We start from the raw sequence: 13,744 nt of genomic DNA on the forward strand, positions 1-13,744 counted from the left end.
ACAAGCCACATGACGAGATGTTCGTCATAGGCATTGGATAAATAAAGATGAGGTGCGGCATGAAAAAAATTGCGATTCTCGGGTCAACGGGTTCCATTGGAACCCAGACACTGGATGTAGTCGATATGCATCCCGAACGCTTTCAAGTAGAGGGGCTTGCTGCTGGGGGAAATATAGAACTGCTGATTGAACAAGCGAAGCGCTACCGGCCCAAAAAGGTATCCGTTGGCTCGAAAGAGCTGGCCGAAATCGTGGCTCCGCACTTACCTGCTGAAACGCAGCTTTTTTATGGTAAAGAAGGACTGGTGGAAGTTGCTGCCGGAACGGATGCAGATACGGTTGTTACTGCTGTAATGGGGAGTGTTGGGCTTGAGTCAACCTTGGCTGCTATTGATGCAGGCAAACAGATTGGGCTGGCTAATAAGGAGACTCTAATTACAGCGGGACACATTGTTACTGCCAGAGCGGCTGCAAAAGGGGTACCGATTCTGCCTGTAGATAGTGAGCACTCGGCTATCTTTCAATGCCTGAATGGAGAGCCTCGTGAACGTGTGATGGGAATTACGCTTACGGCCTCTGGAGGATCTTTCCGTCATTTGACTCGTGAACAGTTAAAGGAAGTTACCGTGGAAGATGCGCTCAAACATCCGAATTGGTCCATGGGCTCGAAGATCACGATAGACTCGGCGACGATGGTGAATAAAGGTCTGGAAGTTATTGAAGCGCATTGGCTGTTTGGTCTAAGTTATGATCAGATTGATGTGTTGCTTCACCCGGAGAGCATCATTCATTCCTACGTGGAGTTCAATGATACGAGTATTATTGCACAGCTTGGTAATCCGGACATGCGTGTTCCCATTCAGTATGCACTGACTTATCCTGACCGCTTGCCTTCACCTGCGAAACGTTTATCCTTAGCGCAAGCGAGCAAGCTGCATTTCCGTGAGATGGATATGGAACGGTTCCCTTGTTTAAGAATGGCGTACGAGTGTGGTAAAATGGGAGGAACCGCAACAACGGCGTTTAATGCAGCCAACGAGGTTGCCGTAGCCCGCTTCTTGCGTAAAGAGATTTCGTTCCTTAAAATAGAGGATATTATTGCTTCTGTGCTGGAAGCACACCGCAATGTGGACGAGCCTGATCTGGAGGAAATCGCAAGATGTGATCAGGAGAGCCGTCAACTTGCGCTCAGTCTTTGATCTCTTTTTTCAAGATAAAATGGAAGAAGTGATTCTCTTGTGCGGCATCAGAGAATAATGATAATCTAAAGGGACAGACTGCGGTTCGTGCCGTGAAGGAGGATGGATAGGGATTGGAAACCATACAAGTGGTATTTCTAACGGTGCTCATGTTCTTTGTCATCGTGACGGTTCATGAATGGGGACATTATTATTTTGCCAAACGCGCCGGTATTCTTGTACGGGAATTTGCGATCGGTTTTGGTCCCAAATTGTTCTCATATAAAAGAAACGAGACCCAGTTTACACTGCGTTTGCTGCCTTTTGGCGGATATGCACGTATGGCTGGGGAAGACCCGGAACTGGTAGAGATTCAAGAAGGTCAGACCATTGCAGTAAGAGCTGCTGATGACCAAGTCAAAATGATCTACCTCGATCAATTGGATAACCGGAAAAATGTAATTCGTGGTGAAGTGATCTCCATAGATATGGAGACTGCGCTGAAATTGCAACTCGATGTGGATGGAGAAATTCAGCAATACCGGATACATCCGCAAGCGATGTTGGTAAGTCGAGGCAAACAAACCCAGATTGCACCGAAAGATCGCCAATTTGGCAGTAAAACGGTGGGGCAGCGGGCCCTGGCTATTTTTGCCGGACCACTCATGAATTTCATCCTGGCATTTGTGTTGTTTGCCGTATATGCGCAAATGGCAGGTGTTGTCGTTGAAAATCCGAAAAATCTGGAAATTGGTGAAGTGCTTGAAGGTGGAGCCGCCGACAAGGCGAATTTGCAAAAGGGAGATATCATTGAAACAATCAATGGTACTGCTATTGGTACGGATTCGCAAAAAATGGTGACGATGATTGCTGATTCCAAAGACAAACCGATGGAATGGACGCTGCGTCGGGGAAATGAAACGTTTAATATAACGATTACACCTCGTGCCGTAGAAGGACAAGAAGGCGGGAAAGTAGGCATTGTACCAACGTTACCAACCCGATCCGTTGGATTTGTAGAAACCTTCAAGGTGTCAGGGATAGCGATGGTCGATACAACCAAAGTGATCTTTGAGGGCTTCAAGCACTTGATCAATCAGTTTAACATGGATGATATTGGTGGTCCTGTGCGTACTTTTGAAGTTACAGGCCAAATTGCGAAGCAGGGGATCGAGCAGTTGACGAGATGGGCAGCTATCTTGAGTCTGTACCTCGGTATTTTCAACCTGTTGCCAATTCCGGCGCTGGATGGAAGCCGTCTTGTATTCCTCGGAATTGAAGGGCTGCGGGGCAGACCCGTTGACCCTAACCGGGAAGGCATGGTTCACTTTGTCGGCTTCGCCATGTTGTTTGTACTGATGCTGGCAGTAACATATAATGATATATTACGATTAATTAACGGATAATTATGGTTTGACTAGCTCTGACTATTCAGAGCTAGTCGTTATGGGAGGACGCTGGAGTCTTATGTCAAAGGAAAATGATAAACAGTTCGTGACTGAAATTACACCTCAGGGCGAGGATTTCTCACGCTGGTACATTGATGTTATTAAAAAAGCTGATCTCATGGACTATTCACCCGTACGCGGTTGTATTGTTTTCAAACCAGACGGCTTCGAAATTTGGGAGCACATCAAGGATGAGATGGACCGTCGTTTCCGTGAAACCGGTCATCGCAATGCTTACTTCCCAATGTTCATTCCCGAGAGCTTTTTCCAAAAAGAAAAAGAACATGTGGAAGGGTTCAACCCTGAATTGCCTTGGGTAACGGAAGCAGGCGGAGAAAAGCTGGAAGAGCGTCTGGCAATCCGCCCAACCTCCGAAACCATCATTGGTCACATGTACTCCAAATGGATTCAGTCGTATCGTGACTTGCCAGTACTGATCAACCAATGGGCTAACGTGGTTCGCTGGGAGAAGAGAACACTGCCTTTCCTTCGTACAAGTGAATTCCTGTGGCAAGAGGGCCATACAGCGCACGAGAACGAAGAAGAAGCACGCGAAGAGACGATGAAAATGCTTGAAATCTACCGCGAAGTTGTGGAAGAATATCTGGCAATTCCCGTTATTACAGGTCAGAAAACAAAATCCGAGAAATTTGCAGGTGCTGTAGACACCTTCTCCATCGAAGCGATGATGAAGGATGGACGTGCGGTTCAAGCCGGAACTTCTCATTATATGGGTACGAATTTTGCGAAAGCATTTGAGATCCAGTATCTTAGCCGCAACAACGTACTGGAATTGGCTCACACCACTTCGTGGGGAACAAGCACACGTCTGATCGGTGCATTGATTATGGTTCACGGGGATGACCGTGGTCTGGTTCTTCCTCCTAAAGTAGCACCAACACAAGTGGTTATGATTCCGATTGGACCTCCAAAAACGCGTGATGCCGTTGTAGGCCGTGCGGATGAGTTGTTCGCTGAACTGAAACAAGCGGGAATCCGTGTGAAAATGGATGATCGCAGTGATGTTCGTCCAGGCTGGAAATTTAACGAGTACGAAATGCGTGGTGTTCCAATTCGTCTTGAGATTGGTCCGCGTGATATGGAGAATGGTGTGTGTGTTCTCGTTTCCCGGATTACTGGAGAGAAGAAGGTTGTTGAACAAGCGAATCTGGTGGAAGAAATCCAGACGATGCTGACTCAAGTGCAAGCCGATATGCTGCAACGTGCTCGCACGTTTATGTCGGACAACTTCTACTCTGTCGATACGCTTGATGAGATGAAGGAATTGATGGAAAACAAACGCGGGTTCACACTGGCTGGATGGTGCGGTTCAGAAGCTTGCGAAGATAAAGTAAGAGAAGTAACAGGTGCAACAAGCCGGAATATTCCTTTCCAGCCTGCGGAAGAAAAGCATACGTGCCTGGCTTGTGGTGAACAAGCGAAGCACACGGTTGTGTTTGCAAGAGCGTACTAGGTCAGGAAGACATGACTAACTGCACTTATTCACCGTAAGAGTAAGGAATGGAGAGCTTCTGTCGGATAAAATGAGTCGGTGCGGGTTCGGATCGGGGACATTTTTGAATGCAGAGGCTTTTTCTGTTTGAAGGGGGTACAAGGAGGAACACGATGAGTGGATTCGAGGAGAAGAGAAAACGGTTTGAGTTGTTGATGAAACAGACGGAGCTTCCGGCTGGCCTGATAGAGCCCTACTTTTTGGATGGATGGATTGAACGGGTGGAGACAAGCCGTAGCAACCGCGATTGGACTATTGTGATTGCAAAGGATACTTTGGTTCCTGCTCCAATCTATCGTACATTTTGCCTGCATATCCAGGAGAAAATGAATCATATTTCCAAGATTACGTTTGGTTTCAAATATAGTGATAAGGTCGAGATTGGTGATATTGTCAGTGAGTATTGGAATCTGTTCCTAGAGTGGGTTACACGGGAGATTCCATCCGTGAATGGTTGGATGAATCGCACCAAGTTTGAATGTGAAGCAGATCTGCTGCAATTGACCATGAGTGATGCCATGTCGATGGAGCTTGCGAAGAAGAAGCAGATTGATCAGGCAATAACAACCTTTTATGATAAGTATTTTCAAGTGCCCTTGCGGGTCAAACTGCTCGTTGGTGAGGTTGAGAGCAACAAAGAGGCGATGGAGCAATTCCAGCTCAAGAAGCGGGAAGAAGAGCTTCAAGTTATCGAACAGATGATGAGCGAAGTGGACTCGGAAATGCCTGAAGAGGAAGAACAGGGCGATGTTCGCTTACAAATGGGATATGAGATCAAAGAACCACCTGTACCTATGCAGGAAGTTCAAGATGAAGAGAAAAAGGTTACGTTACAGGGAACGGTCTTTGGACTTGATCGCAAAGAATTGCGTAACGGAAATACGTTATTTACGTTTTATTTGACGGACTTCACGGATTCCATGCAAATGAAGATGTTCGCCAAAACAAAAGAGGATGTCAGAATCCTCAGCTTGCTCGCCAATGGAAAATGGGTAAAAGTCCGTGGACGTGTAGAATACGACCGGTTTATGCAAATCCCGGAACTTGCTATGATTCCGTCAGATTTGGTTGAAGTAAAGGCACCGCCATCCCGTAAGGATAATGCAGCTGAGAAACGCGTTGAGTTCCATCTGCACTCCACAATGAGTACAATGGATGCCGTAACTTCGATCGACAAATACGTAAAGACTGCAGCGGAATGGGGACACAAGGCAATCGCGGTAAGTGACCATGGCGGTGTGCAGGTGTATCCGGAGGCGTCCAAAGCGGCCAAGAAAAACGGAATTAAAATGATTTACGGCCTTGAGGCCAATGTGGTGAACGATTCGGTTGCTGTTGTTTTGGCGCCGCAGCCATTGGAGCTCAAATCAGCGACGTATATTGTTTTTGATATTGAGACCACAGGTCTATCGGTAACCCAGAACAAAATCATTGAGATTGCGGCAGTGAAGGTAGAGGACGGAAAAGAGATTGATCGCTTTGCTACCTTTGTAAATCCGCATGAGCGCATTCCATATAACATTCAGCAGTTGACCAACATTAACGATGATATGGTGAAGGATGCACCTGAGCTAGAACCGGTTATCCGTGACTTTGTAGAGTTTGCCGGAGATGGCGTATTGGTTGCGCATAATGCGCGATTCGATATGGGCTTTATTCAGGCTTCACTGAAACAGCTTGGTATGCCTGAGCTTCCGAACCCTGTCCTTGATACATTGGAACTGGCACGGTTGTTATATCCAAAAATGAAGAACCACCGTCTGAATACGCTGGCGGATAAATATAAAGTAGCACTGGAAAGTCATCACCGGGCGATTGATGATACGATTGCACTCGCAGGCATACTGAATGGATTGGTTAATGATGCTTTCCAGATGAAAGGCCTGACCATGCTTGATCGGCTCAACGATTATGTGGGTGTTGATCTCTCGAATACGCGTCCATTCCATTGCGGAATCTATGCTTTGAATGATGTCGGCAAAAAGAATCTCTATAAACTGGTATCCCTTTCTCATACGGAGCACTTCAAACGGGTACCTTGTATTCCAAAATCGAAGCTGATCAATTTGCGTGAAGGCCTCATTATTTTATCCGGTTGTGAAAAAGGCGAGTTTTTCGAGGCGGTGCTCAACAAATCACTTGAAGAGGCAGAAGAGATCGCTCACTTCTATGACATTTTGGAGATCCAGCCTCTGACGATGTATATGCACTTGGTGGACAAAGGGCTGGTGGCTACACCTGAGGAATTGAAGCTCGCGGTTCGCAAAGTTGTTGACATTGGTGCAAAATTGGGGAAACCTGTCATAGCTACAGGTAACGTGCATTATCTGGAGCCGCGCGACAAGCTATATCGGGATATTACCATTCATGGAATTACAGGCTTTAGCCCGCTCAAGGATCAGCGTAAACCGGATGCTCACTTAAGAACGACAGATGAAATGTTGGAAGAGTTCCAGTACCTGGGCCAAGACAAAGCCTACGAAGTTGTCGTTACAAATACGGTTGAATTAGCGGATCGATTTGAGGAAATCAAACTGTTCCCGGATAAGCTGTTTACCCCAATCCTGGAAGGTGCGGACGATGAAATCCGCAATACTTGCTATAATACCGCCAAGTCCATTTATGGTGAGGAACTGCCGGAAGTCATTGTGGCGAGACTTGAGAAAGAACTGAAGCCAATCATCAAATACGGTTTTTCTGCCAACTATCTGATCTCGGAACGACTGGTTAAAAAATCAAATCAGGACGGCTACCTTGTCGGCTCCCGGGGATCCGTTGGTTCGTCTGTCGTTGCTACTTTCCTGGGTATTTCCGAGGTTAATCCGCTGCCAGCACACTATATTTGTGTGAATCCGGAATGCAAACACAGTGAGTGGTTCCTCGACGGCAGTGTACCGAGTGGATTTGACCTTCCGGAGAAAGAATGCCCTGATTGTGGAGGCCGACTAAAAGGCGAAGGGCAGGATATTCCGTTTGAGACCTTCCTTGGTTTTAAAGGGGACAAGGTTCCCGATATTGACTTGAACTTCTCGGGTGATTATCAGCCGCATGCGCATAACTATACCAAGGTGCTTTTCAGCGAAAAGAGTGTGTTCCGTGCGGGCACGATCGGTACAGTGGCTGAGAAAACGGCGTTCGGTTTTGCCAAGAAATATGAGGAAGAGCATCATAAGAAATGGCGCGGGGCTGAGCTGAATCGTCTTGCATCCGGCTGCACAGGGGTTAAGCGTAGTACCGGACAGCATCCCGGTGGTATTGTCGTTGTACCAGACTATATTGAAGTGGAAGATGTAACGCCTGTACAATTCCCGGCCGATGATGTTAATGCGGAGTGGAAAACAACGCACTTTGACTATCACGCCTTCGAAGAAAATTTGCTAAAACTCGATATTCTGGGGCACGATGATCCAACTATGATGCGGATGCTGCAGGATTTGACGGGCATCGATCCAACGACGATTCCGATGAATGATCCTAAAGTAATGAGCATGTTCAACTCAACGGAGGCACTGGGCGTTACGCCGGAGCAGATTCGTTCACCTGTTGCCACCTTTGGTGTACCAGAGATGGGCACGAAGTTTGTACGTCAGATGCTTGTCGAATCACAGCCTTCTTCTTTTGCCGATTTACTCCAGATCTCCGGATTGTCTCATGGTACGGGGGTATGGCTCGGTAACGCACAAGATCTAATCAAAAATGGAACGTGTAACATCAAAACGGTGATTGGTTGCCGGGATGATATCATGTTGTTCCTGATCTATAAGGCGGGCATGGACGCCAGTCTGGCCTTTAAAATTACGGAGAGTGTGCGTAAGGGGCGTGGTTTGCCGCAAGAGTGGATTGATGAGATGAAAAATTGCAAGGTACCGCAATGGTACATTGACTCCTGTCTTAAAATCCAGTACATGTTTCCGAAGGCCCACGCGGCCGCTTATGTTATCTCGGCAGTGCGTACAGCTTTCTTCAAGCTGTATCACCCCATTGAATACTACGCGACATACTTCACAGTTCGTGCGGATGAGTTTGACATAGAATTGGTATGTCAGGGCTATGAGCCCATCTATCGGAAGATCGTAGAGATTGAACAATTAGGTTTCCAAGCACCGCCAAAAGAAAAAAACATGCTGCCCGTCCTTGAGATGGCACTGGAAATGGCAGCACGCGGATTCTCGCTCAAACCGATTGATCTCTATCGTTCGGAAGCGACGAAGTTTATCGTTGACGGTAATTCACTCATTCCTCCGTTCTCTGCATTGGGAGGAATCGGGGATAATGCTGCACGCAACATCGCTGCGGCAAGGGAGCATGGAGAATTCCTGTCGATTGAAGATTTCCAGCAGAAGTCCAAAGCAAGTAAAACGATTGTTGAGCTGTTGACTGGTATGGGATGCTTCCGTGGTTTGCCGGAAAGCAATCAATTATCGCTGTTCTAAAATGACATTTTGCGTATCCAATGTTGGTCTGTGATGTGATTACGAAATTTTTCTTCATTAGTAACCAAAATGCCTGAATGATCGCTTACTTGTCACTATTACCAGACTATGTTATAATTTTTGAAGTGAACGAGATAGTACGAATTTCTAAAGAGTGGGGAAACCCACTCTTTAGTCTTTGGTATACAAGAATCTTGGGTAATGAAGAAATTGCCAGTCATTATTTGCTGGTGTAACCTAAGTTGGAGGTTATCGGTTTTGAGCACAACGAACATTAAATCTACCGTGGAAGAAATGATCCAACCCTACTTGAACGAACAAGGCTTCGAGCTGGTTGACATCGAATACGTCAAAGAAGGCAGCAACTGGTTTTTACGGGTGTATGTCGACAAAGAGGGTGGCATCGACATCGATGATTGTGTCTTGATCAGCGAAAAGCTGAGCGCCAAGCTGGATGAGAACGATCCGATTCCAACCATCTATTTCCTTGAAGTGTCTTCTCCCGGTGCGGAGCGTCCACTGAAAAAACCAGAGGATGTTGCCAAATCCGTAGGCAAAAATGTATTTGTTACAACCTACGAGCCGGTAAATGGAATAAAGGAATTTGAAGGCAAGCTGCTTTCCTTTGATAACGGGGAACTTGTGATCGAAGCAGGCAAGAAACAGCATGCCATTCTTTATGACAAGGTTGCGAGTGCGCGCCTGGCCATTCTGTTTTAAGTGCCTTGTTCACTTATTAATGAAAAAAGACACATCTCACGATAACGGCAAAGTGCTCATGAGTTTAGAGCCTTTCGCCGTTTTACGTATGAGATGCCATGTTTGAAAGGGGGATCAACATTCATGAGTATGGATTTTATTGAAGCAATGAATGAATTGGAGCGGGAAAAAGGGATCAGCAAGGATGTGCTGTTTGAAGCGATCGAGGCAGCGCTTATCTCCAGCTACAAGCGTAATTTCAACACCGCCCAGAATGTGCGTGTTGACATGAACCGCAATACGGGTGTTATCCGGGTATATGCCCGCAAATTGATCGTGGAAGAAGTCCTGGATTCACGTACCGAAATTTCATTGCCTGCTGCACGAGAGATCAACCCACACTTCCAGCTGGAAGATATTGCGGAGATTGAAGTTACGCCGCGTGATTTCGGACGTATCGCCGCACAAACTGCCAAACAGGTAGTTACACAGCGGATTCGTGAAGCCGAACGCGGCCTGATCTACAACGCTTTCGTTGATAAGGAAGAAGATATCGTTACGGGAGTGGTGCAGCGTCAGGATTTGCGCAATATCTACATCGATCTGGGCAAAATCGAAGCGGCTTTACCGCTGACCGAATTGATGCCGAACGAGAAGTTTGTTCATGGTGACCGTATTAAAGCGTATATCACCAAGGTCGAGAATACGACCAAAGGGCCGCAAATCATTTTGTCCCGTACCCATCCGGGCTTGCTGAAACGTCTCTTTGAACTGGAAGTACCTGAAATTTTTGACGGTGTAGTCGAGATTCGCTCCGTCGCACGTGAAGCGGGCTTCCGCTCCAAGATTGCCGTTCATTCCCGCAATGAGGAAGTTGATCCGGTTGGATCATGTGTAGGTCCTAAGGGAATGCGCGTGCAGACCATTGTGGGTGAGCTGCGCGGTGAAAAAATTGACATCGTTCGTTTCTCCGACCAGGTAGACGAATATGTGGCTAATGCACTTAGTCCTTCCAAGGTATTGGAAGTTCAAGTATTTGAGGAAGAAAAGATGGCTCGGGTTATTGTTCCTGACTATCAGCTGTCCCTCGCCATTGGGATCAAAGGTCAAAATGCCCGATTGGCAGCCAAACTGACCGGCTGGAAAATCGACATTAAGAGCGAGAGCCAGGCGGAACAGGAATTCGGCAGAGAGAAAGATTCTTCTTTGGAAATGCACCAAGATTCCATCTCCGTCGACTAAAGTAAAGCACGGGGGGCGCTAACGTATGAAAACCAAAAAAGTACCGCTGCGCAAATGTGTGGCGTGTCAGAAAATGATGCCCAAAAAGCAGCTGATCCGTATCGTTAAAACGCCAGAGGATGAAGTGCTAATCGATTTGACTGGCAAAAAGTCCGGACGTGGTGCCTATTTATGCGGCAAAGAGTCCTGTTTTAAGCTTGCACTCAAAAACCGGTCTTTGGATCGGGCGCTAAAGGGCAAAGTCTCACCGGAAATTTATGAGCAATTGGCAGCTGATTTTGTCGCGGTAGAGGACGAATTCATAGCAGCACAGGAGCGTGAACATGATGAATAACAAAACATTGTCTTATCTGGGACTCTCCATGCGTGCAGGCAAACTTGTAACAGGTGAAGAAATTGTACTTAAAGCGATCCGTTCTTCCGAAGCTAAAATGGTTATTGTTGCGGGTGACGCCTCGGCCAATACACAAAAGAAATTTCGCGACAAATGCGGGACATATAAAGTTCCACTGGTGATCGGATTTGACCGGGATAGTCTGGGTTCAAGTATCGGTAAAGAAACGCGGGTTGTTCTTGCAGTAACGGATCGAGGGTTTGCAAAAATGATCTCCAAGCAAGTCGGTATAATGTCGGAGGTGGAGTATATTGAGTAAACAGGAAAACAAGGATAAATTGCGAGTTTATGAATATGCGAAGTCCCTTAATATGAGTAGTAAAGAAATTATAACCATTCTTAAAAAGCTGGATATTCCCGTAAACAATCATATGAGTGTCATGGAGAATGGTTCAGTCGGTAAGGTGGAACAATTTTTTAAAGATATAAAATCTACTGCGGCTTCCAAACAAAACAACGAAGCAAAATCCGTTGCTACTTCGTCAATGCGCAGTGACAAAACAGTGGACAGCAACAAACCGGCCGGCGGAGTGAACACGCCGAAAAGCAATAACACATCCGGTAGTCCCGTACAAACAAAAATACAACAGGAAAAGCAGGTAGGTATGAACAATAGACCAAATTCAAACAATAACAATGGCTCCCAAAGACCTAGCGGCCAAGACAGCCGCAACAGAACGAATTCTTCCCAAGGCTCAAGCCAAGGAGGACAATCGAGTAATCGTCCAAGACCAGCTCAAGGTGGACAAAGCAGCACAGCATCCCGTCCGCAAAGTACGGGTCAACGTCCAACGAACAGTGGTGGCGGTCAAACAAGAAGTGCTGGCCCAAACAGCGGTGGCAACACTGGCACTGGCGGCAACCGTACTGGTGGCCAAGGACAGAGCACGGGACAAGGCCAACGCAGAGGCGGCCAAGGTAATTCAGGCAATAACAACAACAATAGCGGCAATCGTTCAAACAGCGGTGGCGGTGGACGTCGTTATGACGACAACCGTGGCGGCAACTTCCGCGGTAACCGTGGTGGCAAGAACAACCGCAACAGAAATCAACAACAGTACCAACAACGTGAGAAAATTGATAACACACCTAAGAAAATCATCGTGCGTGGTGACATGACTGTTGGTGAAACAGCGAAGTTGCTCCATAAAGATGCTTCTGAAGTTATCAAAAAACTCATCGCAATGGGTGTTATGGCAACGATTAACCAAGAGCTTGATATCGAAACCATCCTGCTGCTTGCTGGAGAGTTCGGTGTTGAGGTTGAAGTGAAAATTGTCCTTGAAGATGACCGCTTCGAAACTCTGGAAGAGAATGATGAGCCTGCTGACTTGCAATCTCGTCCACCAGTAGTTACGATCATGGGTCACGTTGACCATGGTAAAACAACATTGCTTGATGCGATTCGTTCAACGAATGTAACAGGCGGAGAAGCAGGCGGTATCACACAGCATATCGGTGCTTATCAAGTAGAAATTAACAACAAAAAAATCACGTTCCTGGATACACCGGGTCACGAAGCGTTTACCGCTATGCGTGCACGTGGAGCACAGGTTACGGATATTACAATTATTGTTGTAGCTGCTGATGACGGTGTTATGCCACAAACGGTTGAGGCAATTAACCATGCTAAAGCTGCAGGGCTGCCAATTATCGTAGCTGTCAACAAAATTGACAAGCCGGGTGCAGATCCGGATAAAGTAAAACAGGAATTGACCAACTATGAACTCGTTCCGGAAGAGTGGGGCGGCGATACCATCTTTGTTAACGTTTCGGCGAAACAAAGAATGGGACTGGAAGGTCTGCTTGAAATGATCCTGCTCGTTGCAGAAGTGAACGAGTACAAAGCGAACCCGGACAAACGTGCCCGTGGTACAGTGATCGAAGCCGAGCTGGATAAAGGACGTGGCCCAGTTGCCCGTATTCTCGTGCAGCACGGTACACTGAAAGTCGGAGATGCTTTTGTCGCAGGTAACTGCTTCGGTCGCGTACGTGCGATGGTGAATGACAAAGGTCGCCGTTTAAAAGAAGCTGGACCTTCAACACCTGTAGAAATTACCGGTCTGACTGAGGTTCCAGGTGCGGGTGATCCGTTCATGGTGTTTGAGGATGAGCGTAAAGCGCGTTCCATCGCTGACAAACGTGCAATTACACAACGTGAATCCGATCTGGGTACTAACACACGTGTAACATTGGATGATCTGTTCCAGCACATCAAAGACGGTGAAATCAAAGATCTGAACGTAATCATTAAAGGTGACGTACAAGGTTCGGTTGAAGCATTGAAAGGTTCCCTTGCGAAAATCGAAGTTGAAGGTGTGCGCGTGAAAATCATTCACAGCGGCGCTGGTGCGATTACAGAATCCGACATCATTTTGGCTGCTGCATCGAATGCCATCGTTATCGGTTTCAACGTTCGTCCTGATAACCAGGCGAAATCGACTGCAGATCAAGAGCAAGTAGACATTCGTCTGCATCGCGTGATCTACAGTGTTATTGAAGAGATTGAACAAGCGATGAAAGGTATGCTTGATCCGATCTACAAAGAAAAAGTAATCGGTCATGCTGAAGTTCGGAGCACATTCTCCATCAGTAAAGTGGGTACCATTGCTGGATGTATGGTTACCTCGGGTAAAATTACCCGTTCCGCGGAAGCACGCGTGATTCGTGATGGCATCGTCCTTTACGAAGGCAAGCTGGATTCCCTGAAACGCTACAAAGATGATGCCAAAGAAGTAGCCCAAGGCTACGAGTGCGGTATCACGCTGGATAAATACAATGATCTCAAAGAGGGCGACGTTATTGAAGCCTTCATTATGGAGACCGTACAACGATAA

General features: G+C 46.8%; 9 protein-coding genes. All 9 read left to right on the plus strand.

The annotated features are described in order from the left end of the window. Positions 1-59: 59 nt before the first annotated feature. The 9 genes from P364_RS0111365 to infB all read left to right on the plus strand — a co-directional run bounded on the left by P364_RS0111365 (position 60) and on the right by infB (position 13,744). Entirely contained in the window at positions 60-1,199 is a 1,140-nt protein-coding gene (locus P364_RS0111365; protein WP_024630249.1) for a 1-deoxy-D-xylulose-5-phosphate reductoisomerase, read from the plus strand. Positions 1,200-1,312: 113 nt separating this feature from the next. After that, a complete protein-coding gene (gene rseP / locus P364_RS0111370) occupies positions 1,313-2,584 on the plus strand; it encodes an RIP metalloprotease RseP (RefSeq protein ID WP_024630250.1) in 1,272 nt (423 codons plus the stop codon). Positions 2,585-2,645: 61 nt separating this feature from the next. Further along, entirely contained in the window at positions 2,646-4,100 is a 1,455-nt protein-coding gene (gene proS / locus P364_RS0111375) for a proline--tRNA ligase (RefSeq protein ID WP_024630251.1), read from the plus strand. A gap of 152 nt (positions 4,101-4,252) precedes the next feature. After that, the gene (locus P364_RS0111380) at positions 4,253-8,572 is read left to right on the plus strand and encodes a PolC-type DNA polymerase III (RefSeq protein ID WP_024630252.1); all 4,320 of its coding nucleotides are present in this window, start codon (positions 4,253-4,255) and stop codon (positions 8,570-8,572) included. 258 nt (positions 8,573-8,830) lie between these two features. Continuing rightward, positions 8,831-9,292 (plus strand): ribosome maturation factor RimP, encoded by a 462-nt coding sequence (gene rimP / locus P364_RS0111385; RefSeq protein WP_024630253.1) that lies wholly within the window; start codon positions 8,831-8,833, stop codon positions 9,290-9,292. A gap of 123 nt (positions 9,293-9,415) precedes the next feature. Beyond that, positions 9,416-10,513 (plus strand): transcription termination factor NusA, encoded by a 1,098-nt coding sequence (nusA, locus tag P364_RS0111390; RefSeq protein WP_024630254.1) that lies wholly within the window; start codon positions 9,416-9,418, stop codon positions 10,511-10,513. A 25-nt stretch (positions 10,514-10,538) separates the two neighbouring features. Then, the gene (rnpM, locus tag P364_RS0111395) at positions 10,539-10,847 is read left to right on the plus strand and encodes an RNase P modulator RnpM (RefSeq protein WP_024630255.1); all 309 of its coding nucleotides are present in this window, start codon (positions 10,539-10,541) and stop codon (positions 10,845-10,847) included. Then, the gene (locus P364_RS0111400; protein WP_029880929.1) at positions 10,837-11,166 is read left to right on the plus strand and encodes a YlxQ family RNA-binding protein; all 330 of its coding nucleotides are present in this window, start codon (positions 10,837-10,839) and stop codon (positions 11,164-11,166) included. The genes rnpM and P364_RS0111400 overlap by 11 nt, the downstream gene beginning before the upstream one ends. Next, a complete protein-coding gene (gene infB / locus P364_RS0111405; protein ID WP_024630257.1) occupies positions 11,159-13,744 on the plus strand; it encodes a translation initiation factor IF-2 in 2,586 nt (861 codons plus the stop codon). Before P364_RS0111400 ends, infB begins: the two co-directional genes overlap by 8 nt.

The organism is Paenibacillus sp. MAEPY2 (assembly GCF_000499205.1).
Lineage (GTDB): Bacteria > Bacillota > Bacilli > Paenibacillales > Paenibacillaceae > Paenibacillus > Paenibacillus vandeheii.